Annotated in this window: 19 protein-coding genes and 3 tRNA genes; 15 read left to right on the forward strand and 7 right to left on the reverse strand. The window is 74.4% G+C overall.

The genetic code is table 11. The features are described from left to right. The first annotated feature begins 30 nt into the window (after window positions 1-30). From ACI769_RS04945 to ACI769_RS04960, 4 genes are all read left to right on the forward strand, one after another. Window positions 31-1,437 (forward strand): ABC transporter substrate-binding protein, encoded by a 1,407-nt coding sequence (locus ACI769_RS04945; RefSeq protein ID WP_085386685.1) that lies wholly within the window; start codon window positions 31-33, stop codon window positions 1,435-1,437. A gap of 178 nt (window positions 1,438-1,615) precedes the next feature. Beyond that, window positions 1,616-2,599, forward strand: coding sequence for a carbohydrate ABC transporter permease (locus ACI769_RS04950; RefSeq protein ID WP_074805176.1), 984 nt, complete (start codon window positions 1,616-1,618; stop codon window positions 2,597-2,599). Then, the gene (locus ACI769_RS04955) at window positions 2,596-3,546 is read left to right on the forward strand and encodes a carbohydrate ABC transporter permease (RefSeq protein WP_021483010.1); all 951 of its coding nucleotides are present in this window, start codon (window positions 2,596-2,598) and stop codon (window positions 3,544-3,546) included. Before ACI769_RS04950 ends, ACI769_RS04955 begins: the two co-directional genes overlap by 4 nt. Before the next feature lie 110 nt (window positions 3,547-3,656). Then, window positions 3,657-4,577: an EamA family transporter gene (locus ACI769_RS04960; RefSeq protein ID WP_409141244.1), complete on the forward strand. Its 921-nt coding sequence runs from the start codon at window positions 3,657-3,659 to the stop codon at window positions 4,575-4,577. Window positions 4,578-4,590: 13 nt separating this feature from the next. Here the strand turns inward: ACI769_RS04960 and ACI769_RS04965 are convergent, their stop codons facing one another. Then, entirely contained in the window at window positions 4,591-5,223 is a 633-nt protein-coding gene (locus tag ACI769_RS04965; RefSeq protein WP_043655284.1) for a bacterial proteasome activator family protein, read from the reverse strand. Between the two features lie 54 nt (window positions 5,224-5,277). Beyond that, window positions 5,278-6,255, reverse strand: coding sequence for an NAD(P)H-quinone oxidoreductase (locus tag ACI769_RS04970; protein ID WP_255180334.1), 978 nt, complete (start codon window positions 6,253-6,255; stop codon window positions 5,278-5,280). Between the two features lie 230 nt (window positions 6,256-6,485). Between ACI769_RS04970 and ACI769_RS04975 the strand changes: the two genes are divergently transcribed. The 5 genes from ACI769_RS04975 (at window position 6,486) to ACI769_RS04995 (ending at window position 12,645) form a co-directional block, all read left to right on the forward strand. Further along, window positions 6,486-10,442 (forward strand): ATP-binding protein, encoded by a 3,957-nt coding sequence (locus ACI769_RS04975; protein WP_396049486.1) that lies wholly within the window; start codon window positions 6,486-6,488, stop codon window positions 10,440-10,442. A 36-nt stretch (window positions 10,443-10,478) separates the two neighbouring features. Further along, complete coding sequence (locus ACI769_RS04980) at window positions 10,479-10,928, forward strand: roadblock/LC7 domain-containing protein (RefSeq protein WP_021483502.1); 450 nt, start codon at window positions 10,479-10,481, stop codon at window positions 10,926-10,928. Window positions 10,929-10,938: 10 nt separating this feature from the next. Further along, window positions 10,939-11,349, forward strand: a complete 411-nt coding sequence (locus tag ACI769_RS04985; protein WP_021483501.1) for a DUF742 domain-containing protein — start codon at window positions 10,939-10,941, stop codon at window positions 11,347-11,349. Between the two features lie 499 nt (window positions 11,350-11,848). Then, window positions 11,849-12,457, forward strand: a complete 609-nt coding sequence (locus tag ACI769_RS04990; protein ID WP_043657559.1) for an ATP/GTP-binding protein — start codon at window positions 11,849-11,851, stop codon at window positions 12,455-12,457. 100 nt (window positions 12,458-12,557) lie between these two features. Beyond that, a tRNA-Ser gene (locus ACI769_RS04995) sits at window positions 12,558-12,645 on the forward strand. A 9-nt stretch (window positions 12,646-12,654) separates the two neighbouring features. On the opposite strand, the gene ACI769_RS05000 is transcribed toward ACI769_RS04995, so the two are convergent. After that, complete coding sequence (locus ACI769_RS05000) at window positions 12,655-14,469, reverse strand: GMC oxidoreductase (RefSeq protein ID WP_409141245.1); 1,815 nt, start codon at window positions 14,467-14,469, stop codon at window positions 12,655-12,657. A 96-nt stretch (window positions 14,470-14,565) separates the two neighbouring features. On the opposite strand from ACI769_RS05000, the gene ACI769_RS05005 reads away from it, so the two are divergent. Next, on the forward strand, window positions 14,566-15,843 hold the full coding sequence (locus ACI769_RS05005) for a threonine/serine exporter ThrE family protein (protein ID WP_396049484.1): 1,278 nt from the start codon (window positions 14,566-14,568) through the stop codon (window positions 15,841-15,843). Between the two features lie 86 nt (window positions 15,844-15,929). Next, window positions 15,930-16,018 (forward strand) — tRNA-Ser (locus tag ACI769_RS05010). A 178-nt stretch (window positions 16,019-16,196) separates the two neighbouring features. Here ACI769_RS05010 and ACI769_RS05015 read toward each other — a convergent pair. Both ACI769_RS05015 and ACI769_RS05020 read right to left on the reverse strand, forming a co-directional pair. After that, a complete protein-coding gene (locus tag ACI769_RS05015; protein ID WP_085386679.1) occupies window positions 16,197-17,570 on the reverse strand; it encodes a hypothetical protein in 1,374 nt (457 codons plus the stop codon). Further along, on the reverse strand, window positions 17,567-18,334 hold the full coding sequence (locus tag ACI769_RS05020) for an ABC transporter ATP-binding protein (RefSeq protein WP_194226565.1): 768 nt from the start codon (window positions 18,332-18,334) through the stop codon (window positions 17,567-17,569). Before ACI769_RS05020 ends, ACI769_RS05015 begins: the two co-directional genes overlap by 4 nt. A 230-nt stretch (window positions 18,335-18,564) precedes the next feature. Here ACI769_RS05020 and ACI769_RS05025 point away from each other — a divergent pair. From ACI769_RS05025 to ACI769_RS05035, 3 genes are all read left to right on the forward strand, one after another. Then, window positions 18,565-18,637: transfer RNA gene (locus ACI769_RS05025), tRNA-Arg, on the forward strand. Window positions 18,638-18,754: 117 nt separating this feature from the next. After that, window positions 18,755-19,357: a TetR/AcrR family transcriptional regulator gene (locus tag ACI769_RS05030; protein WP_409141246.1), complete on the forward strand. Its 603-nt coding sequence runs from the start codon at window positions 18,755-18,757 to the stop codon at window positions 19,355-19,357. A 43-nt stretch (window positions 19,358-19,400) separates the two neighbouring features. Beyond that, window positions 19,401-20,420 carry an alpha/beta fold hydrolase gene (locus ACI769_RS05035; RefSeq protein WP_409141247.1) on the forward strand — a complete coding sequence of 340 codons (1,020 nt, stop codon included), beginning with the start codon at window positions 19,401-19,403 and terminating at the stop codon, window positions 20,418-20,420. On the opposite strand, the gene ACI769_RS05040 is transcribed toward ACI769_RS05035, so the two are convergent. Next, complete coding sequence (locus ACI769_RS05040; RefSeq protein ID WP_051028388.1) at window positions 20,395-20,643, reverse strand: hypothetical protein; 249 nt, start codon at window positions 20,641-20,643, stop codon at window positions 20,395-20,397. The genes ACI769_RS05035 and ACI769_RS05040 overlap by 26 nt on opposite strands. Window positions 20,644-20,967: 324 nt before the next feature. On the opposite strand from ACI769_RS05040, the gene ACI769_RS05045 reads away from it, so the two are divergent. Beyond that, window positions 20,968-21,591 (forward strand): GyrI-like domain-containing protein, encoded by a 624-nt coding sequence (locus tag ACI769_RS05045; RefSeq protein WP_085386674.1) that lies wholly within the window; start codon window positions 20,968-20,970, stop codon window positions 21,589-21,591. Between the two features lie 78 nt (window positions 21,592-21,669). Here ACI769_RS05045 and ACI769_RS05050 read toward each other — a convergent pair whose 3' ends face one another. After that, window positions 21,670-22,383: an anaerobic ribonucleoside-triphosphate reductase activating protein gene (locus ACI769_RS05050; protein ID WP_171467361.1), complete on the reverse strand. Its 714-nt coding sequence runs from the start codon at window positions 22,381-22,383 to the stop codon at window positions 21,670-21,672. Window positions 22,384-22,435: the final 52 nt, after the last annotated feature.

A 22,435-nucleotide genomic window follows, 5' to 3' on the forward strand; every position in this document is an offset into this window, starting at 1 on the left:
GTCCGGACCCACGACGAGGTGGAGGCTGAGATGACCAGGACCACGAGGACCAGCGCGGCGCGTCGCCGCACGCTGGCGGTCGCCGCCGGCGGCGCGAGCCTCGCGCTCGTGCTCGGGGCGTGCAGCAGCGGGGGCGGCGGCGGGGGCGACGAGGAGTCGCCCAGCGCGGAGGTGGACTGCGCCGACTTCGAGCAGTACGGCGACCTGTCCGGCAAGACCGTCTCGGTCTACTCGACGATCGTCGACACCGAGGCCGAGCAGCAGCAGGCGTCGTACGAGCCGTTCGAGGAGTGCACGGGCGCCACGATCGACTACGAGGGCTCCAAGGAGTTCGAGGCCCAGCTCCCCGTCCGCATCCAGTCCGGCAGCGCGCCGGACATCGCGTACCTGCCGCAGCCCGGCCTCCTGCGCCGCATCGTCGCGGACTTCCCCGACGCGATCCAGCCGGTCGGCGACCAGGCCGCGGCCAACGTCGACCAGTACTACACCGAGTCCTGGAAGGAGTACGGCACCGTCGACGGCACGCTGTACGCGACGCCGCTCGGCGCGAACGTCAAGTCGTTCGTCTGGTACTCGCCGTCCATGTTCGAGGAGGCGGGCTACGAGGTCCCGACGACGTGGGACGAGCTCATGGAGCTCTCCGACCAGATCGTCGCCGACAACCCCGAGGGTGACGTCAAGCCCTGGTGCGCCGGCATCGCGTCCGGCGAGGCGACCGGCTGGCCGGCCACCGACTGGATGGAGGACGTCGTCCTGCGCACGGCGGGCCCCGAGGTCTACGACCAGTGGGTCAACCACGAGATCCCGTTCAACGACCCGCAGATCGCGACGGCCCTCGCCGCGGTCGGCGACGTGCTGAAGAACGAGGACTACGTCAACGGCGGCCTGGGCGACGTGAGCAGCATCGCGACGACCGAGTTCACCGAGGGCGGGTACCCGATCATCGACGGCCTGTGCTACATGCACCGCCAGGCCACGTTCTACCAGGCGAACTGGACGACCCTCGACCCCGACCTCGAGGTCGCCGAGGACGGCGACGTGTGGGCGTTCTACCTGCCGGGCGAGTCGGCCGACGACAAGCCGCTGCTCGGTGGCGGCGAGTTCGTCGCGGCGTTCAACGACCGTCCCGAGGTCCAGGCCTTCCACGCGTACCTGTCGAGCCCCGAGTGGTCCAACGCCAAGGCGAGCGTGACCCCGCAGGGCTGGATCAGCGCGAACAACGGTCTCGACCCCGAGCTGCTGCAGTCGCCGATGGACCAGCAGGCGTACGAGCTGCTCACGGACGAGAGCTACACGTTCCGCTTCGACGGCTCGGACATGATGCCCGCCGCCGTCGGCGCCGGCTCGTTCTGGTCCGAGATGACCGAGTGGATCGCGAGCGACAAGTCCGACCAGGCCGTGCTCGACGCCATCGAGGCGTCCTGGCCGACGTCCTGACCTGCGGGCGGCCCGGGGGCTGACGGCGCGGCGCGAGCCCCGTCGTCGGGCCCCGGGCCCGCGCGTCGACCCGGGGGCGGGTCGCCCGGGCCGGACCCGGGCGGCCCGCCCTCGGGCGACCGCCCCTCGTCGTCCACCTCGTCGTCCCGGCCGCCGCCGGCCACCTCAGGAGCCTCACATGGACTGGTTGCTCGAACCCTCCGGGACGGGGGGCAAGCTCGCGGTGATGGTCGTCGCGATCCTGCTCTTCGTCGTCGTCATGGGTCTGATCCTCTTCCTCGTCGACCGGCCGAAGCGCGTGCCCGGCTGGGTCGTCGCGATCGCGTTCGCCGGGCCCGCGGTCGTCATGCTCGCGTTCGGCCTGCTGTACCCGGGGCTGCGCACCATCCGCGACTCGTTCTACAACCGCACGGGCTCCGCGTTCGTCGGGTTCGACAACTACGTCACCGCGTTCACGCGGGACGAGTTCCAGATCGTCCTGCGAAACACCGCGATCTGGGTCATCGTCGTCCCGCTCGTCTCGACGTTCCTCGGGCTGGTGTACGCGGTCGTCGTCGACCGGTCCCGCTTCGAGAAGCTCGCGAAGACCCTGATCTTCCTGCCCATGGCGATCTCCATGGTCGGCGCGGGCATCATCTGGAAGTTCATGTACGAGTACAAGCCGGCCAGCCAGCCGCAGATCGGCCTGTTCAACCAGGTCCTCGTGTGGCTCGGGCTGGAGCCGCAGCAGTTCCTGCTCAGCGCGCCGGCGAACACGTTCTTCCTCATCCTCGTGATGATCTGGATCCAGGCCGGGTTCGCCATGACGATCCTCGCCGCCGCGATCCGCGCCATCCCGGACGACATCGTCGAGGCGGCCCGGCTCGACGGCGTCGGCGGCATGCGGATGTTCCGCTACATCACGGTGCCGAGCATCCGCCCGGCCCTCGTCGTCGTCCTCACGACGATCGCCATCGGCACGCTCAAGGTCTTCGACATCGTCCGCACGATGACGGGCGGCCGGTTCGAGACGTCGGTCGTGGCGAACGAGTTCTACACGCAGGCGCTGCGCCAGGGCGAGCAGGGTCTGGGCGCCGCGCTCGCCGTCATCCTCTTCGTGCTCGTCATCCCGATCATCGTGTACAACGTGCGGCAGCTGAAGCAGGCGGAGGAGATCCGATGAGCACCCCACTGTCCGCCTCCGTGCCCGACGCCCCGCTCGTCGACGAGACGGTCGAGGAGGGCAGCGGCAAGGGCGTCGTCGCCGGCCTCGACGCGCGTGCCGACAAGGTGCGCCGCAAGGTCTCCTCGCGGCCGGCGTCGATCATCGCGATCGTGCTCGCCGTCCTGTGGACGATCCCGACGTTCGGGCTCCTCGTCACGTCGTTCCGGCCGCCGCGCGAGATCCGCCGGTCGGGGTGGTGGGAGGCGTTCGCGAACCCCGAGTTCACGGTCGACAACTACACGGACGCGCTGTTCGGCGGCTCGACGAGCTTCGCGACGTACTTCGTCAACTCCCTCGTCATCACGCTGCCCGCGGTGATCATCCCGATCACGCTCGCGTCGCTCGCCGCGTACGCGTTCGCGTGGGTGAACTTCAAGGGCCGCAACCTGCTGTTCGTCGCGGTCTTCGCGCTCCAGATCGTGCCCATCCAGGTCACGCTCGTCCCGCTGCTCACCCAGTACGTGGACTGGGGGATCGACGGCTCGTTCTGGCCCGTGTGGCTGTCGCACTCGATCTTCGCGCTGCCGCTCGCGATCTTCCTGCTGCACAACTTCATGAAGGACATCCCGCGCGAGCTCGTCGAGGCCGCCCGCGTCGACGGCGCGGGGCACGTGAAGATCTTCTTCCAGGTCCTCATGCCGCTCCTCGTCCCCGCCATCGCGGCGTTCGGCATCTTCCAGTTCCTCTGGGTGTGGAACGACCTGCTCGTCGCGCTGACGTTCGCGTCCGGCCAGGACACCGCACCCATCACGGTGCGGCTCGCCGAGCTGTCCGGCTCGCGCGGCGCGAGCTGGCACCTGCTCCCGGCGGGCGCGTTCATCTCCATGGTCGTGCCCGTGGTCGTGTTCCTCGCGCTCCAGCGGTACTTCGTGCGCGGCCTGCTCGCCGGCTCGGTCAAGGGCTGACGCCGGCCGCAGCGAGCCGGTGGCGGCGGCCCGTCCCGCACGGCGGACGGGCCGCCGTCGCACGACCGGCGTGCGACGTGCCTTGGCGGGCGCGGTCGTAGAGTCGGTCGGTGCCCACCCGAACAGCCGCCCTCGACCGCGTCCCGGCACCGGCGCTGTTCGTCGTCTCGGGCCTCACGCAGTACCTGGGCGCGGCGATCGCCGTCGGGCTGTTCGCCGTCGCCGGGGCGGTCGCGGTGGGGTGGCTGCGCATCGCGGCCTCCGCGCTGCTCCTGCTGGCCTGGCGCCGCCCGTGGCGGCGCCGCTGGACGCGGCACGACCTCGCGTGGGCCGCGGTCTTCGGGGTCGCGCTCGCGGCGATGAACCTCGCGTTCTACGTCGCGATCAACCACCTCCCGCTCGGCACCGCCGTCGCGATCGAGTTCCTCGGCCCGGTCACGGTCGCGGCGGTCACGGGCAGCGGCTGGCGCGAGCGCGGCGCCATCGCGGTCGCGGCGGCCGGGGTCGTGCTGCTCGCCGGCGTGACGGTCGGGTCCGACCTCCCGCACGACGACGCCGTCCTCGGTCTCGCGGCGATCGCCGTCGCCGCCGCGTGCTGGGCCGCGTACATCGTGCTCGGTCGTCGGGTCGCCGTCGGGGGCTCGGGCGTCACGTCGCTCGCGGTCGGGATGACCGTGGGCGCGCTCGCGTTCGCGCCGTTCCTCGCGCCGGACGCCGTCCCGGTGCTCGGCGACTGGCGGCACGCCCTGGCCGTCGTGGGGATCGCGCTGTTCTCGTCCGTCGTGCCCTACGCGCTCGAGCAGGTGATCCTGCGCCGCGTCAGCGCGGCGACGTTCTCGGTGCTCCTCGCGCTGCTCCCGGCGACGGCGGCCGTCGTGGGCGCCGTCGTGCTCCGGCAGGTCCCGAGCCCCCTGGAGCTGGTCGGCCTCGTGCTCGTCTCCGGGGCGATCGCCATGACCGCCGCGCGCCCGGGCGCGGGCGGGCGCGGGGAGCCGGACGACGTGCTGCCGACCGACCCCCCGCCCGCCTGAGCGGACCGGGTCCTCAGAGGTACTGGCCGGGCGAGGGGCGGCCGTCGTGCTCGTCCGGTCGCGGCTGCTGCCCCGGCATGCCGCCGGGCGCACCGGGGCCCATGGGCGGCAGCGAGCCGGGCGGGAGGGCCCGGCGCATCTGCGAGAGCTGCGCCTGCGCGGCCATCTGCTGCGCGACGAGCGCCGTCTGGATGCCGTGGAACAGCCCCTCGAGCCAGCCCACGAGCTGCGCCTGCGCGACGCGGAGCTCCGCGTCCGTCGGGACGCTGTCGTCCGAGAACGGCAGCGTGATGCGGTGCAGCTCCTCGACGAGGTCCGGCGAGAGGCCCTCCTCGAGCTCCGTGAGGGACCGCTCGTGGATCTCCGCGAGCCGCGAGCGCGCCGCCTCGTCGAGCGGGGCGTCGCGCACCTCGTCGAGGAGCTTCTTGATCATGCCGCCGATGCGCATGACCTTGGCCGGCTCCTCGATGACGGTCGCCGGGTTGCGGTCGGGGTCGGTCGAGTCGTCGCTCTCGACGACGCTCACCCCCGTGCCGTCGGGCATGACCACGGTGGAACGGCCGGGCTCGTCGTCGCCCTGCGCGGTCGCCGCGGGGTCGGGAGCGGTGGGCTCGTCGGGACGGGGGTCGCGCGGTTCGTCAGCCATGGGTCCAGTCTTGCGCGTGCCACCCCCGCGCGCACCGACGGGCGCCCCCCGCCGTCACGGGACGAGCAGCACCTTGCCGAACACCTCGCCCGAGTCGAGCAGCTCGTGCGCGCGCGCCGCCTCGTCGAGCGGCAGCCGTGCGTGCACGACCGGCCGCACCCGGCCGTCCTCCACCAGCGGCCAGACGTGCGTCAGCACCTCGTGCACGATGCGCGCCTTCTCCTGCGGCGGGCGGGCCCGCAGCGTCGTGCCGGCCACCGTGGCGCGGCGGGCGAGGAGGAGGCCGAGGTCGAGCTCCGCGCGTCGTCCCTTCTGCATGCCGATGACGACGAGGCGCCCGCCCGTGGCGAGGACCTCGAGGTTGCGCGGCAGGTAGGCCGCGCCGACGACGTCGAGCACCACATCCGCGCCGTGGCCGCCCGACGCGTCCCGCACCGTGGCGACGAAGTCCTCCGTGCGGTGGTCGACGGCGAGGCTCGCCCCGAGCGCGAGGCACCGGTCGGCGCGGTCGCGACCGCCCGCAGTCACCGCGACGTGCGCCCCGAGCGCCGCGCCGAGCTGGACGCCCACCGTCCCGACGCCGCCCGAGCCGCCGTGCACGAGCAGCCACTCTCCGGGCGCCAGACGGCCGACGTCGACCACGTTGCTCCAGACGGTGCACACCGCCTCGGGGAGGGCGGCCGCGTCCACGAGGTCGACGCCGTCGGGGACGGGGAGCACCTGCGTCGCGCGCACCCGCACCTGCTCCGCGTAGCCGCCGCCGTCGAGCAGCGCGACCACCCGGTCGCCGACCGACCAGCCCGACACCGCGTCCCCGACGCGGGCCACCGTGCCCGAGACCTCGAGGCCCGGCCAGTCGGGTGCGCCGGGCGGCGGAGGGTAAGATCCAGCGCGTTGTAGCAGGTCAGCACGGTTCACGCCAGCGGAAGCGACGTCCACCACGAGCTCGTCCGGCCCAGGGGTCTGGTCAGGGAGCGTGGAAACCGTTAGTTTCTCAGGGCCACCGGGGCCCGATATCGTGACGCCTCGCATCTCGCCGAGACTACGTGGACGGCCCGGGAGGCGCCGGATCACCGACGGGGGCACCGCGTGACGAGGGCGATTGTTCGTCCTCCTCGCGGATTAGGTGTCCGGGAGAAGTGCACCGATAGTTAGTACGCACGACCGGGGAGCGAGCCCGGGAGGCGCCGCTGCCACGCGCGTCGACCATGCCGCCGAACGGGTGGACCAGGTGATGGAGGCAGGTTCGTATGCTCCGCAGGTTGAGCGTCCGCGGGAAGATCCTTGCGGCACTCGCGGTGCCCGTCCTCGTCCTCTTCGCCGCCGCGGCGATCATCTCGGCCCAGGCCATCGGGACCGCGCGCGACGCGAGCCAGACGAGCGCGCTCGTCGCGGCGCTCGCGGCGCAGGACGCGGCCGGGACGGAGATCGCGGCCGAGCGCACGTACTCGTTCCTCGACGCCAACAGCACGCGCGACACGGCCGAGGAGGCCGAGGCGCAGATGATGGCGCAGCGCGAGAAGACCGACCGCGCGCTGGACGCGCGCGACCGCGCGTACGAGCGGCTCGACACGTCGGCGCTCGACCCTCGCGTGCGCAAGGCCGTGGCCGACACGATCGGTGACCGGTCCGAGCTCGTCGGTGTCCGCCAGGCGATCGACCGGTCCGGCCTCGGCCAGCTGCAGCGCAACTCGTTGTACGGCGACCTCATCGACGCGGCGCTGGACGTGCCGCGCACGCTCGCGGACACCACTCCCGACCGCAGCCTCGCGCAGTACCTCGACACCTACGTGCTCCTCGACGAGCTGCTCGCCCAGCAGGCGCTCGAGCAGCCGCTGGCCGGAGCGGTGCTCCAGGCCGCGCAGGCGGGGCAGCAGAGCGACACCACCAACCAGCAGGCCGCCGTCCTCATCACCACCGGTAACTCACTCGCTGGTCGGACACGCGCCGCGGTCCGCCAGCTGCCGGGGGAGTTCCGCCTCGAGACGCCGACGGCGACCTACAACCAGATCCGGGAGAACCTCATCGGGTCGCGCCCGGCAGCCACCCCGCCCAGCCAGGCAGCGCAGTGGCCGACCCTCTCGCAGGAGGACCGCGACCAGACCGCCCCCGTGCGCGACGCCGTGCGCACCGAGACCGCGGAGAAGGCCTCGGACCTCGCGGCGGCCGCCACGACCCGCGCCGTGATCACCATCCTCGTGACGCTCGCCGCGGTCGTCGCCTCGATCCTCGTGGCGGGCTTCATCGCGCGCGCGATCGTCAACCCGCTCCGGCGCCTCACCGACGCCGCCGAGGACGTCCGTGACCAGCTCCCCAAGCTCGTCGAGCAGGTCGCCGTGCCGGGCCAGGGCCCGGGCATCGACCTCGCGCCGATCACCGTCGAGTCCAGCGACGAGGTCGGCCAGCTCGCGACCGCGTTCAACGACGTGAACCAGACGACGATCAAGGTCGCCCGCGAGCAGGCGGCGCTCCGTGGCTCGATCGCCGAGATGTTCGTCAACGTGGCCCGCCGCGACCAGGTGCTCCTCAACCGCCAGCTCGCGTTCCTCGACGACCTCGAGCGCTCCGAGGAGGACGCGGGCACGCTGTCCAACCTCTTCCGCCTCGACCACCTCGCGACCCGGATGCGCCGCAACGCCGAGTCGCTGCTCGTGCTCGCCGGCATCGACTCGGGCCGTCGGGTGCGCCAGCCGATGCCGGCCTCCGACGTCATCCGCACCGCGTCCTCCGAGATCGAGCTGTACGACCGGGTGCGCCTCAACCTCGTCGTCGACCCGCTCATGCTGGGGCACAACGCGCTCAACGCGGCGCACCTGCTCGCCGAGCTCCTCGAGAACGCGACGATGTTCTCCGAGCCGCACACGCCCGTCGAGGTCACCACCGGCCGCGACGCGGACTTCGTGCACATCACCGTCCGGGACCACGGTCTGGGCATGACGGCCGAGGAGATCGCGGAGGCGAACCGCAAGGTCGCGACGCACGCGGCCTCGGACGTCGTCGGCGCCCAGCGCCTGGGCCTGTTCGTGGTCGGCCGCCTCTCGGAGCGGCTCGGCGCCAAGGTCCGCTTCAGCGCCGGGGGCGACGAGCAGGGCACCGAGGTCGTCGTGTCCTTCCCGGCGGTCCTCTTCGTCCCCGACTCGAACGTCCCGCTCCCGCAGCCGACGGACCCGCTGGAGACGAGCACCCAGGCCGCCGCACAGCAGCTCACGAGCACGGGCGTGATGCCGGCGCTCCCCGCCGAGCCCGCCGCTCCCGCACCCGCACCCGTCCCGGCGGCGTCCGCCGCGGCCGTGGAGCCCGAGGCGCCCGCCGCCGTGCCGGTCGACCTCGACGCGCTCACCGACGGGACCACGCAGACGGGCATGCCGCGCCGTCGCTCCCGCACGGTCGACCCGGCGGCGGCCGCACCCAGCGCGTCGTTCGCGTCGGGCCCGCAGACGGGCGCCATCGTGCTCCCGCCGCTCGCGACCCCGGCACTCCCGGACGAGCTGCCCGCCGCGGACGAGGCCTGGATCCCGCCCGCGGAGGTGGCTCCCGCCGCGTCGGCGCTCCCGAGCCGGTCCCGTGCCGCCACGACCCCGGTCGAGCCCGTCTCGGCCGAGATCCCGGTGCTCGACGTCAGCACCCGCAGCGCGCTCTTCTCGAGCTTCCGCCCCGTGGGCGAGCGGCCGGTCACCGAGAACCCGGTCGAGCTGCCGGTCGCGCCGGACGTCACGGCGACCGACATCCCGCTGGTGAGCGACGTGCCGACGGCCGAGGCCGCCGTCCACCACGAGGTCGTCTGGACCCCGCCGGAGGTCGCGGAGCAGCCGGCCGCTCCGAGCGCGGCCACGGGCACGGAGCAGGCCTGGGCGCCCGAGCAGGCCTGGACCCCGGAGCAGCCCGCCGAGCAGACGTGGACCCCGGAGCAGCCCGCCGAGCAGGCGTGGACCCCGGAGCAGCCCGCCGAGCAGGCGTGGACCCCGGAGCAGCCCGCCGAGCAGGCGTGGGAGCCCGAGCCTGCCCAGGAGACCGCGTCTGCGGGCTGGGCGCCGTCGTCGTTCGCCGACGAGCCGCTCGACGCGACCCGCGTCGTCCCGCCCGTGGCGGTGCAGCCCGAGCAGCCCGCGGCCGAGCGCGCGCCGCTCGCCGACCGGAGCCAGGCCGCGACCGAGGTCCGGCCCGTGGCGCCCTCCGCCCCGGAGCAGACGACGGACGTCCCTGTCGTGGCCGAGGGTCGTGCCGGGGACGGCGCAGAGGAGATCCCCGCCGAGCTCTCGTTCGAGGCGCTGCCGCGCTTCGAGGAGCTCATGGCCGACCTCCCGACGCGCCGATCGCTGCGCGAGAGCCAGGCGCGCAAGCGCGGTCTCTTCGGGCGTCGTCCGCGGACGACCGCCACGCCGCAGGCGACGCGACCCGCCGGCCCCTCGGCGGAGGCGCTCGCCTCGCGCCCGGCGGTCTCGACGCCGGCGCCGGCACCGGCGGCGGCCGCACCCGCGGCGTCGAACCCGGTGGCACCTGCGCCCGCGGCGCCCGCCCCGGTCCAGGGGGCCCCGGCCGCGCGGCAGGAGCCGGGCGCGCCGGCACGCACGTCCGCGTTCGCGCCGCGCACCGACCTCCCTGCTGCGCCCACGCCGTCCTTCGCCCCCGAGGCGCCGGCGGCTCCGGTGCAGGAGACGCGGAGCCTCCCCCCGGTCCAGGACGACCCGTACCCCGCGGTCCGACCGTCCGCGCCCGAGCCGGCCCCCGCCGCCGCGTGGGACGCCGCTCCCGCCAGGGACGCGGCGTCGGGCTACGGTCCGCCGAGCCCGCTCGCCCGGCGCCCGGTCGCGGAGTCCCTCGAGCCGCTGGACGCGGGCTACGTGTCCGACTCCGTCGAGGCGCGGTCGGACTGGATGGCGTCGGCGGTGCTGTACGAGGAGATGTCCACCCTGCTGCAGGGCAGCACCGATTTCCAGGAAGCGACCTTGGCGGACCCGAACGACGGCATCTACCAGCCGCTCAAGGTCGACGCCGCGGCGTCGGGCCTCGCGCGACGCTCGCGCGGCGAGGAGCGCGACGGGTACGTCGACCGCTTCACGGCGCGGATCGACCGCGACCCGGAGCAGTTGCGGGCGCGCCTGTCGGCGTTCCAGTCGGCGACCGCCCGCGGGCGTGTCGAGGGGCAGGACGAGACGAGTTCGACGTGGAACCCCGAGGCCATGGATTATGTCCCTGATTCAGCGCCGCAGGCGCGGTGACGACATGCCGTCTGCGGCAACTGACGAGGAGGAACAGTGAACGCGCTCAGCACCGAGGCCACGAACTTCGGGTGGCTGCTCGACAACTTCGTGCGGACCGTACCGGGCAGCCGGCACACGCTCGTGGTGTCGGCGGACGGCCTGCTCATGGCGATGTCCGACCAGCTCGACCGGACGAGCGGTGACCAGCTCGCCGCGATCGTCTCGGGCATGTCGAGCCTGACCCGCGGTGCGGCCCGCCAGCTCAACGGCGGGAACGTCCGGCAGGCCATCATCGAGATGGACAACGGGTTCCTGTTCCTCATGAACGTGTCGAACGGCTCCGTCCTGGGCGTGGTGGCCGAGGCGAACTGCGACATCGGCCTCATCGGCTACGAGATGGCGCTCCTCGTCTCGCGCACGGAGGCGACCCTGACGCCGCAGCTCATCTCGGAGATGCGGGGTAGCCTTCCGGTCGACGGTGCGACCCGAACCCCGGTGGGATGAGGACTGATCGATGACGAACGTACCTTTCGGCAGCATGGGAGCCCACGACGGGTACGAGGCGGCGACCGTCCGCCCGTACGCGGTGACGGGTGGTCGCGTGCGGTCCGCCACGTCCGACCTCCCGCTCGAGGCGCTCGTCGAGGTCATGCCGGGTGCCGTGAACAGCTTCGGGCTGCCGCCCGAGAAGCGCTCGATCCTCCAGCACGCCGCGCACACGTACGTCTCGATCGCCGAGCTCTCCGCGCTCCTGCGCCTGCCGCTCGGCGTGACGAAGGTGCTCGTCGCGGACCTGCAGGAGGACAACTACATCACCGTCCACACGTCGACCCCGCTCAACGTCCACACGGGTCACGGCAGCAACCACTCGGGTCTGTCCCTGAGCGTCTTGGAGAGTGTTCTCAATGGCATTTCCACCCTCTGACGGCTCGGGGAGCGGGCCGCAGGCAGGGCAGCCGTCCGGGGCGAGCGGGGGTGCGCCCGGCGGTCAGCCGGCGCTGCGCCAGACGGCGTGGGCTCCGGTGAGCGCCCCCGTCGGCGTGCCGACCCAGACGGCTCCGGCGACGCCCGGGCAGCCCGCGGCACCGCAGCAGCCGGCCGCGGCCCAGCCCGTCGCTCCGGCGGCACCGCAGCCGGCGGCACCGCAGCCTGTCGCGCCGGTGGCGACGCAGCCCGCGGCGGCTCCGGCCGCACCGCAGCCGGTCGCTCCTGCTCCGGCCGCCGCGCAGCCGTCCCCGGCCGCCGCGCAGCCTGCGTCGGCTCCCGTCGCGCAGGCCGCGGCCCAGCCGCGCACCGCGCCGCAGCCCCTGGCTGCCGCGCAGCCCGTGGCTCCCGCTCAGCAGGCGCCTGCTCAGCAGGCGCCCGCTCAGCCGGTCGCCCCGGTGCAGCAGGCGGCCCCCGCGCGCCCGGTCGCGGCAGCGCCCGTGGCTCCGCCCGCCGCGGCGGCGCAGCCCGGGGGCGCGGCGGCGTCCCGGACCGCGCCGACGGTCGTGAAGATCGTCGTCGCGGGCGGCTTCGCCGTCGGCAAGACGACGTTCATCGGCTCGATCTCGGACGTCGAGCCGCTCAACACCGAGGCCGCGATGACGGAGCACTCGGTGGGCGTCGACGACGCGGGCGGCGTGTCCGACCGCAAGACGACGACGACCGTCGCGATGGACTTCGGCCGCGTCTCGCTGCCGGGCAACCTGTGGCTCTACCTGTTCGGCACGCCGGGCCAGGACCGCTTCCTCTTCATGTGGGACGACCTGGTCCGCGGCGCGATCGGCGCCGTCGTGCTCGTCGACACCGACCGCCTGGAGCAGTGCTTCCCGGCGATCGACTACTTCGAGTCGCGCAACATCCCGTTCGTCGTGGGCGTCAACTGCTTCGACGGCGTGGCCAAGCACAAGCTCGAGGACGTCCGCGAGGCGCTGCAGATCCCGCCGCACGTGCCGATGCTCTACACGGACGCGCGCTCGCGCGCGGCGACGAAGCAGACGCTCATCGCGCTCGTCCAGCTCGCGATGCGCCAGCTCCGCGGCGCGGCCTGACCGCTCCCGCACCCCGCGCCACCGCACGACGGCGGGCCGCCCTCCGCGGGGCGGCCCGCCGTCGTCGTGCACGGGCGGGGCGTGCCACAATGGCTCGCCGGGAGGGCTGACAGAGCGGCCTAATGTGACGGTCTTGAAAACCGTTGTGCGGCGACGCACCGGGGGTTCGAATCCCTCGCCCTCCGCCAGTCGTGCCGTCAGGCCGGGTCGGGAGCCGTGCTCCGTCCCGGCCTGACGCGCGCCGGGCGCAGTGCTGCCGGGGCGTGCGCCGGGACCAGCGGGTGCCGCGGTGCCACCGGGTCCAGCACGGCGTACGCACCGCCGAGCGGCGGGCGCACGTCCTCGTCCCCCGCGTTGGGCCAGAGCGCACAGGCCCGTTCCGCGAGCGCCGTGATCGTGAGCGACGGGTTCACCCCGAGGTTCGCGCTCACCGCGGACCCGTCCATGACGTGCAGGCCGGGCTGACCGTGGACACGGTGGTACGGATCGATCACACCCGTCCGCGGCGAGGCGCCGATCGCGCACCCGCCGAGGATGTGGGCCGTCATCGGGACGTCGAAGGGCTCGCCGACGGTCCCTCCCGGCATGCCGCCCATGCGCCGGGCCATGCGGCGCGCGGCGTCGTTCCCGGCCGGGATCCAGGTCGGGTTGGGCGCGCCGTGCCCCTGGCGGGACGTGAGGACCTTGCGGCCGAGGAACCCGCGCCGCAGTGAGGTGGTGAGCGAGTTGTCGTGGCTCTGCATGACGAGCGCGATGATCGTCCGCGACGACCAGCCGCGCAGGTCGGCCATCGCCGGCAGGTCCCGACGCCGGCGCCACAGCTCCCGCATCCAGGTGCGCCACCTGCCCGGGCCACCGTCCGTGAGGACGGTCTGGAGCAGCCCCATGGCCCCCGACCCCTTCCCGTACCGCACGGGCTCGACGTGGGTCCGGGCGTCCGGGTAGAACGACGACGTGATCGCGACGCCGCGCGAGTAGTCGGGTGCGTCGGACCGTCGCTGGTGGTCGCGACGCCGGACCGTGGCGCCGAGCAGGGCCTCGGAGTTGGTGCGCGTGAGGTGTCCCAGTCGCTCGGAGACCCCCGGCAGGCGTCCCGAGTCCCGCATGGCGTGGAGGAGTCTCTGCGTGCCCAGCGCCCCCGCGGAGAGCACGACGTGTCGTGCCGTGTAGCGCCGCCGTCCTGCCCAGGGGCGCCCCGAGCGATGGGCGAGGACCTCGTGCACGACGCCGCCCGCGCCGTCGGGCACGGGCCGCACCTCGGTGACGGTCGTGAGCGGCAGGACCTGGGCGCCGCCGCGCTCGGCGAGGTAGAGGTAGTTCTTTACGAGCGTGTTCTTCGCCCCGACCCGGCACCCCGTCATGCACGCGCCGCACTCGGTGCAGCCGCGCCGCTCGGGCCCGGCCCCGCCGAAGTAGGGGTCGGGGGCGGTGACCCCCGGCTCCCGTGTCCCGCCTCGGCCGAAGAACACACCGACCGGCGCCTTCACGAAGGTGTCGCCCACCCCGGTCTCGCGGGCCACGTCCTCCAGGACGTCGTCCGCGGGGGTGCGTCCGGCGTAGGTGGTCACGCCGAGCATCCGGCGCGCCTGGTCGTACCAGGGCGCCAGCTCGGACCGCCAGTCGGCGACGTCGGCCCAGGCGGGGTCCGTGAAGAAGTCGTCGAGCGGCTCGTACAGCGTGTTCGCGTACACGAGGCTGCCGCCGCCGACACCGGCGCCGGCGAGGACGAGCACCTCGCGGAGGCGGTGGATGCGCTGGATCCCGAAGCACCCGAGGGCGGGTGCCCACAGGAACGACCGGAGACGCCACGACGTGCGGGGGAGCTCCTCGTCGGTGAAGCGGCGGCCCGCCTCGAGGACGCCGACGCGATAGCCCTTCTCGGTGAGGCGCAGGGCGGCGACGCTGCCGCCGAACCCCGAGCCGACCACCAGCACGTCGAAGTCGGTCGGGACGCGCGGGCCACCGCGCCCGGGTACGTCGGCGGGGGCGGTGCGGGGGACGTCGGCGGCCATGGGCAGACGGTACGCCACGACGGCGCGGGGCTCTGGCCGGGAGGTCCGGGACCTTCGGCGAGTGCCGGTCGCGGGGCGGTACGGGATCATGGCGTCGTGACGCCTGAGCCCTCCCCGGCCGACGAAGCCGGTCTCGAGCCCGTCGACCTCATCCGCCGGTCGGGCACCGTGCTGCGGATCGGTCGGCTCGCGCTGTCCGCGGGCACCGGCAGCTACCGCGTGAAGTCGCACATGACGCGCGCGGCCCGGGCGTTGGGCCTGGACCGCATCGCGGCGCACGTGACGCTGACGGAGATCACCGCGACGTCCTACCGCGGGCCGATCTTCCGCACGGAGCTCACCGAGGTGCGCTCCATCGGGATCAACGCGGACCGGCTCGCGCAGCTCGAGCGCTTCTCGGCCACGCTGCCGGCGGGGGCCGACCTCGACGAGGTCGACGCGGAGCTCGACCGGATCGCGCGCCGACCGCCGCTCTACGGGGCGTTCCTCAACGCCCTGTGGGCGGGGGTCGCGTGCGCCGCGTTCGCGTTCCTCAACCACGGGGGCCTCGTCGAGTGCGGCGCGGTGCTCGTCGCGGCGGCGCTGGGGCAGGGCGTCCGGCGCGCGATGCTGCACCGCGGCATCAACCAGTTCGGCGTGACGATGCTCGCGGCCGCGGTCGCGAGCGTCGCGTACCTGGGGCTCGTGCTGGGGCTCTCGGCGCTGGCCGGGGTCGAGGGCGGCCACGAGGCGGGGTACGTCTCGGCGGTGCTGTTCCTCGTGCCCGGGTTCGCGCTCGTGACGGGAGCGCTCGACCTCGCGAAGCTCGACTTCTCGGCGGGCGTCGCGCGCGTGACGTACGCGCTGATGATCCTCGCGTCGGCGGCGCTGGCGGTGTGGGGCGTCTCGGCCGCCGCAGGCCTCGCCCCGGACCCGGTGCCCGCACCGGTCCTCGCGGAGCCGCTGCTGTTCGGTCTGCGCGCGGTCGCGAGCTTCCTCGGGGTGCTGGGGTTCGCGCTGATGTTCAACAGCCCCTGGGCGATGGCGCTCGGGGCGGCCTCGATCGGCATGGTGGCGAACGTGGGGCGCCTGCTCCTCGTCGACGGCGACGTCGTCCCGCAGGCGGCCGCCGCGGCGGCGGCGCTGCTCGTGGGCCTGCTCGCGGCGACAGTCGCGCCCGCGCTGCGCGTCCCTCGTATCACGGTGTCCGTCCCGGCCGTGGTCATCATGGTCCCCGGCGTCACGGCGTACCGGGCGGTGTACGAGTTCAACACCGGCGCGACGGCGCAGGCCCTCGCCTACGCGGTCGAGGCGGGCCTGGTCATCGTCGCGCTCGCGATCGGGCTCGCCGTCGCGCGGATGCTCACCGACCGGGAGTGGACGTTCGAGCGGTAGGAGGGGACGCCGTCGGGCCGGCGGTTTGGTCTGGTGGCGACGCCCTTGTACCCTGGGCGACGCAGGCTCTCCGCGGAGTCCTGCGAGGAGACGTCGCATAGTCAGGTCTAGTGCGCCACCCTGCTAAGGTGGTAACGGGGCAACCCGTTCGAGGGTTCAAATCCCTCCGTCTCCGCTCAGGAAGGTCTCGGTGTGCACGCACCCGGGGCCTTTTCTGTTGCCCGGGATCGTGCGGCCTCCACCGCCCGACGCGCGGGCGGGGCGGCCGGGCTCGTGGCGAGCCCCAGCCGCCCCGGTGCCGTCACCGGCCCTGCGTGACGCCCCGACGTCGTCCCTGCGCCGTGGGCCGTGCCCTACGCCGTGCCGGTCGTCGCGAGCGCCGACCGCACGACGAACCGCGACGCGCCCGCCCCGGCGAGCACGAGCGCGGACGCCCCCAGGACGCACAGCAGGAACTGCAGGGCGACGCTCGCGTTCGTGAAGGCGTTGATGCCGAGGACGGGCACCATGAACAGCAGCACGGCCGCGGTCGCGACGCCCACGCTGACGACGAGCGGCACGAGCGTCTCGCGGAAGCGCGCCCGGTCGAGCGTCCGCAGGTCGGTGCCCGCGAGGACGAGCGTGCGGTACTCGCCGCGCTGGTCGATGACCCGGCCCGCCTGCATGACACCCGTCGAGACGGCGGCCAGGACGCCCGCGATGGCGAGGGTGAGGAAGCCGCCCGTCTTGATGTCGACGAGGAACTGGGCCTCCGCGGGGTCGGACGCGGTGCCCGGGTCGAAGAGCGCGAAGATGCTCGCGAGGCCCGCGATGAACGTCGCGAGCGCGACCCCGCCCACGGACCGCCACGCGGTCTTCGGGTTGTCCACGATCCGCCGTCCGGCGAGCAGCGTGGGCACGCGGCGCGCGGAGCCGGCGGTGATCCTGCCGACGACCCAGATGACGAACGGCCCGACGAGGTTGAGCGTCGCGAAGCCGATCAGCAGGATGACGACGACGACGGTGATCCCCACCGCGGCCGAGCCGAACGACAGGTTGGTCGCGACGATCATCGCGACGGCCGCGAGCCCGGTCGCGAGCAGGCGCACCGCCTTGAGGCCCGGGGGAGTGACGCGCGCGGCGACGCCGAGCGGCGTGATCGCGACGCGCCGGAGGCTGACGAGCGCCGACACCAGCGCGACCGCGACTACGAGGACGACGGCGCCCAGCAGGGCGGGCACGCCGACCCACAGCTCGGCGACGTCGAACGTGCGGCCCTGGAAGCGCAGCTGCGCGACGAGCGGCAGGAGGGCGCCGTAGCCGACCAGGCCGACGAGCGCGCCCGTGACGGCCTGGGCGGCGGCGTCGAGCACCGTGAGGGACGTGACCTGGCCAGTCGTCGCCCCTGCGAGCCGGAGCGCCGCGAGGCGCGCGTCGCGGCGCGCGACGGCGAGCCGCGCGGCCGCCCCGCCGAGCGTCACGAGCGGGATGAGCAGCAGGAGCGAGGCGATGCCGGCAAAGATCGGGTACTGCGTGTCGTAGGACGTCACGGCCGCGTCCACGCCCTCCTGCATGCCCTCGATCCCGCCCGCGCGGCCGAGGAACGCCCCGAACCCGCCCACGACGACGAGCAGGATCGCGGTGGTCGTGGCGAACGCGATGACGGCGAGCACGTTGGTCAGGCCCTGCGGGTCGCGCTCGTCGGCGCTGCGGCGGCGCAGGAGCCACCAGAGGTCGACGGTCCTCATCGGGCGCTCTCCTGACCGGGGACGGCCGGGGCGGCGACGTCGTGGCCGGGCGCGAAGAACTCGCCGGAGATGAGCCCGTCGCGCATCGTCACCGTGCGCGAGCAGTGCCGCGCGACCCCGGCGTCGTGCGTCACGACGACGAGCGCGGCACCCGAGTCGCGGGTCGCGCGGGTCAGGACGTCGAGCACCTCCGCGCCGGTCGACTGGTCGAGGGCGCCCGTCGGCTCGTCGGCGAACACGACGCCCGGCGACCCGACGAGGGCGCGCGCGATCGCGACGCGCTGCGCCTGCCCGCCGGAGAGCTCGCCCGGCCGGCGCTGCTCCATCCCGGCGAGGCCGAGGTGGGCGAGCCAGCGGGCGGCGACCGCGGTGGCCTCCGCGCGGGCCGTGCCGGCGAGCATGAGCGGCAGCGCCGCGTTCTCGACGGCGGGCAGCTCGGGCAGGAGCTGGCCCGACTGGAAGACGAAGCCGAAGTCCTGGCGGCGCAGGATCGTGCGCCGCGCCTCCGAGAGCGTCGCGACGTCCTCGCCGCGCCACGACACCGAGCCGGACGTCGGCGTGATGATGCCCGCGAGGCAGTGCAGGAGCGTCGTCTTGCCGGACCCGGACGGGCCCATGATCGCGAGCGACTCCCCGGGACGGACCGTGAGGCTCACGCCCGCGAGGGCGTGCGTCGCGGTCTGCGCGGAGCCGTAGACCTTGGTGAGCGCGCTCGCGACGAGTGGCGAGCCGCCGGGGACGGGAGTGGGGCCGGTGAACGTCATGCGTCGATCGTCCGCCGGGGAGCGGTGCCGCCGCGTCGGGCTGGGGACGGGACGTCGCCCGGCCCGGGTCCGACCGTGGGGGGACCGTGGGGCGTCGTCGGTGCGGCGAGGGTCGGACGGCGTGGCGTCCGTCACGCCGCGGCCTCCGGGCCCGGACCCGGTTTGGGATCAGGGCGAGGACGCGGTAGTGTTCTCGACGGCCGGTGAGCGATCAACGGCCAGCACGACCAGCGCCCGTAGCTCAACGGATAGAGCATCTGACTACGGATCAGAAGGTTGGGGGTTCGAATCCCTCCGGGCGCACAGCGGAACGGCCTCACCCGACGGGTGGGGCCGTTCGTCGTTTCCCGCGCGTCGCGTGACGCCGCGGCCGGGCGGCCGACTCTCTCGGTTTCCGCACGGTCGTGCTACGTTCGCCGGGTGACCAAGGGCGACGACACGCGGCAGACGATCCTGCACCGCGGCGTGGAGGCGGCGTACCGCGTCGGCCTCTCGGGCCTGACGATCGGTGAGCTCGCGCGCGCCACGGGCATGTCGAAGAGCGGGCTCTACGCGCACTTCCGCTCCAAGGAGTCGCTCCAGCTCGCGGTGCTCGACCAGGCGCGCGCGGAGTTCGTCGACACGGTCGTGGCGCCCGCGCTGCGCACGCCCCGGGGCGAGCGCCGCCTGCGCGAGCTGTTCGAGCGCTGGCTCGTGTGCGACCTGCGGCAGCAGCCCGGCGGCTGCCTGTTCGTCAAGGCGGCGACCGAGCTCGCCGCCCAGGAGGGGCCGGTCCGCGACCAGCTCGTGCGCGACCACCAGGACCTGTACGACACCGTCGCGCAGGTCTACCGGACGTGCGTCGCGGAGAGCGGCTTCCGCGACGACGTAAACCCCCAGCAGTTCGCGTCGGAGCTGTACGGGGTGATGCTCGCGCTGCACCACGCGCACGTCTTCATGGCCGACCCGCTGGCCGAGGACCGGGCGCGTCGCGCGTTCGAGGCGCTCCTCGACGGGTCGCGCGCACCCGTGCCCGTCGCCTGAGCACCTGCCCCGCACCCGACCCATCCTGACGGAGAGGATCCTCGTGACCACCTCGCGAGCCGAGAAAAGCACGACCGTTCGCCTGGACCGACGGCGCGCCGCGCGTCGTCGGAAGGCCGCGGCTCGACTCGCGCTCGTGCGCGCCCGGTTCGCGGTGCTCCAGACGGTGTCGCCCGGGCGTGCCGCCCGGCTCGCCCTCGACCTGTGGTGCACCCCGCCCGACGGCGCAGGTCGTCGCCGCGACGACCGCGCCGTCGCCGGTGCGCTGAGCACCGTGACGACGTCGTCCGGCGCGCGGGTCGTCGTCGAGTCGTGGGACCCGCACGCCTCCGCGGACGACGCGGCCGACGGGACCGCAGGGCACGGGGCGGGGGCCGGCGTCGTCTACCTCGCGCACGGGTGGGGCGGGCGGCGCGGCCAGCTCGGAGCGTTCGTCGAGCCCTTGCGTGCCGCGGGCCACCGCGTCGTCGCGTTCGACGCGCCGAGCCACGGGGACTCCGGGCCCGGCCGCCTCGGTCCGCGGCGCAGCACGATGCCCGAGCTCGCGGACGCCCTCGCCGCGGTGGTGCGCGAGCACGGGGAGGCGACGGCCGTCGTCGGGCACTCGCTCGGCACGGCGACGACCGTGCTCGCGGTGCGCGACGGCCTGCCCGCGGGGCGTCTCGTGCTCGTCGCGGCGATCGCCGACGTCCTCGGCCAGCTCGACGGGTTCGCCGACCTGCTGGGCTTGTCGCGCCCGACGCGCGAGCTCCTCCAGAGCCGGCTCTCCGACCTGGCCGGGCGCCCGCTGCCCGAGCTCGACGTGCGCGAGACGCTGCGCACCCACCCGGTGCCGCCGGCGCTCGTCGTGCACGACCGCGCCGACAAGGAGGTCCCGTACCCCGTGGGTGCCGCGCTCGCGGCGGCCTGGCCCGAGGGCGAGCTGCTCACGACCGACGGGCTCGGGCACCACCGGCTGCTGCGCGACCCCGACGTCGTGCGGGCGGTCGTCGACTACGTGACGCCACCCGCCGCGCGGCCCGACCCGGAGCCCGTCGTCAGGCCGGCGGCCGGTAGCCGGTGACCTGCGTGAGCGCCCGTGCGCGGTTCGAGCGCGCGAGCATCACGCAGCCTGGCACGAACGCCCCGAGCAGGAGCGGCCCGACGACGAGCATCGCCGCCCACATCATCAGCGCGAGGTAGCCGGCGGCCGAGTTGTTCGACGGGTCGCTGTCCGCGTAGGCGAGCAGGCCGATGCTCAGCGCGCCCGCGACGACCATGAGGACGACCGGCACCCAGATGAGCACCCAGGCGGTGCGTCGGTACCTCGGTGTGAAGGCGGCCGCCGGCGGCGGGGGCGGCGGTGCATACCCCGGTGCCGGATACCCGAGCCCCGGGTGCCCCGCGTGCCCGGGCTGCGGCGGATACCCGGGACCCGGGTGCCCGGGGTGCGGCGGGTAGGCGGGGTGCGGCCCCGGTGGGGGGCCGCCGTACGCGGACCCGTGCCGCGGGTCGTGCGGGGGGTGGGGCGGCGGTGAGGTCACCCGTCCTGGATATCAGGCGTGCGGGCATCGTGCGCGGACCGTCCGGCGGCGCGCTCGCGTGTCGGAGGGGCCCGGTAGCGTCGGGCCATGCCGTCGGACAAGGTCGACCTCAAGGCGTCCCACCGCGAGCTCTACGCGCCGCCCCGCGGCCGGTTCGTCGAGGTGGACGTGCCGACCCTGGCCTATCTCGCCGTCGACGGCGAGGGCGACCCCAACACGGCGTCGGCCTACGCGCAGGCGGTCGAGGCGCTGTTCTCGCTGTCCTACGCCGTGAAGTTCGCGAGCAAGCGCGCGGGGCGGGACTACGTCGTCGGGCCGCTCGAGGGGCTGTGGACGGCCGACGACCCGGGCACGTTCGTGCGCCGCGAGAAGGGCGCGTGGCGGTGGACCCTCCTCGTCCTCCAGCCCGACTGGGTGGACGAGGACACGGTGGTCGCCGCCACGGAGACGCTCCGGGCGAAGAAGGAGCCGCCGGTCGCGCTCGACCTCGTGCGCCGCACGAGCCTCACGGAGGGGCGGTCGGTGCAGACGCTGCACGTCGGCCCGTACGACGACGAGGGCCCGGTGCTCGCCGAGCTGCACGACGTCTACCTGCCCGAGCACGGGCTCACGTTCGCCGGGCCGCACCACGAGATCTACCTGAGCGACGTCCGGCGCACCGACCCCGCGAAGTTGCGCACCGTGCTCCGCCAGCCGGTCCGCCCGGTCTGACGGGCGGGCCCGCGCGGCGCCGGCACGCCCGATCGGGCCGTCGCGTGCGGCCCGACCCCGCGCACCCGCGGCGCGACGTCAGGCGGCGACCCGCCGCCGCGCCCAGGCGAGGTCGGTCGCGTCGAGCACGTCGGTGAGGCGGCGGCCCGCGAGGCCGCGCGCCCAGGCGGGGGACGCGCCGTCGGGCACGGCCTCCTGGAGCACCCACTCGCGCACGCCGAGGCGGCGCAGGTGCGTGCCGAGCGCGAGGAGCTCGGTGCGCGAGTGGACGCTCGGGTCGACGGTCGTGCGCACCTCGTGGTCGACGCCCGAGCGCAGGATCACGGCCAGCGCCTCGAACGCGCGCCGACCCGACGGGATCGTGCCCGTCACGACGGGGTAGCGGGACGGCAGGTGCTTGATGTCGAGGCCGACCCAGTCGACGAACGGCAGCAGCCGAGCGAGCCGCGCCGGCCACGGGCCGGCCGTGTGGAGGCCGACGTCGAGGCCGAGGCCCCGCACGTCGTCGATCGCGCCGAGCAGCCCGGGGTGCAGGGTGGGCTCGCCGCCCGAGAACACGACGCCGTCGAGCAGGCGACGGCGCGGCGCGAGGAACGCGACGACCTCGGACCAGGGGACCGTGTCCCGCGGCGGCGGGCCGCCGAGCGCGGCGACCGCGCACAGCCCCGGGTGGTGGCAGTAGCCGCAGCGCCACGGGCAGCCCTGGGTGAGGACGGTGGCGACCCGTCGGCCGGGCCAGTCCGTGACGGACAGCCGGTCCAGTCCGGCGACCACGAGGCCGGGGCGGGTCATCGGCGGCTCCTTCGGACCACGACGGCCCGGCGGTCCGGACCTCCTGACGGCG

Origin of the sequence: Cellulosimicrobium sp. RS (genome assembly GCF_046159675.1) — a bacterium.
Taxonomy (GTDB): domain Bacteria; phylum Actinomycetota; class Actinomycetes; order Actinomycetales; family Cellulomonadaceae; genus Cellulosimicrobium; species Cellulosimicrobium funkei.

Coding starts and splice junctions, on each gene's coding strand:
- ACI769_RS04945 (WP_085386685.1), top strand. CDS start 31: ATGACCAGGACCACGAGGACCAGCGCGGCGCGTCGCCGCACGCTGGCG.
- ACI769_RS04950 (WP_074805176.1), top strand. CDS start 1,616: ATGGACTGGTTGCTCGAACCCTCCGGGACGGGGGGCAAGCTCGCGGTG.
- ACI769_RS04955 (WP_021483010.1), top strand. CDS start 2,596: ATGAGCACCCCACTGTCCGCCTCCGTGCCCGACGCCCCGCTCGTCGAC.
- ACI769_RS04965 (WP_043655284.1), bottom strand. CDS start 5,223: ATGGCTGACGAACCGCGCGACCCCCGTCCCGACGAGCCCACCGCTCCC.
- ACI769_RS04970 (WP_255180334.1), bottom strand. CDS start 6,255: ATGCGAGGCGTCACGATATCGGGCCCCGGTGGCCCTGAGAAACTAACG.
- ACI769_RS04985 (WP_021483501.1), top strand. CDS start 10,939: ATGACGAACGTACCTTTCGGCAGCATGGGAGCCCACGACGGGTACGAG.
- ACI769_RS05000 (WP_409141245.1), bottom strand. CDS start 14,469: ATGGCCGCCGACGTCCCCCGCACCGCCCCCGCCGACGTACCCGGGCGC.
- ACI769_RS05015 (WP_085386679.1), bottom strand. CDS start 17,570: ATGAGGACCGTCGACCTCTGGTGGCTCCTGCGCCGCCGCAGCGCCGAC.
- ACI769_RS05020 (WP_194226565.1), bottom strand. CDS start 18,334: ATGACGTTCACCGGCCCCACTCCCGTCCCCGGCGGCTCGCCACTCGTC.
- ACI769_RS05045 (WP_085386674.1), top strand. CDS start 20,968: ATGCCGTCGGACAAGGTCGACCTCAAGGCGTCCCACCGCGAGCTCTAC.
- ACI769_RS05050 (WP_171467361.1), bottom strand. CDS start 22,383: ATGACCCGCCCCGGCCTCGTGGTCGCCGGACTGGACCGGCTGTCCGTC.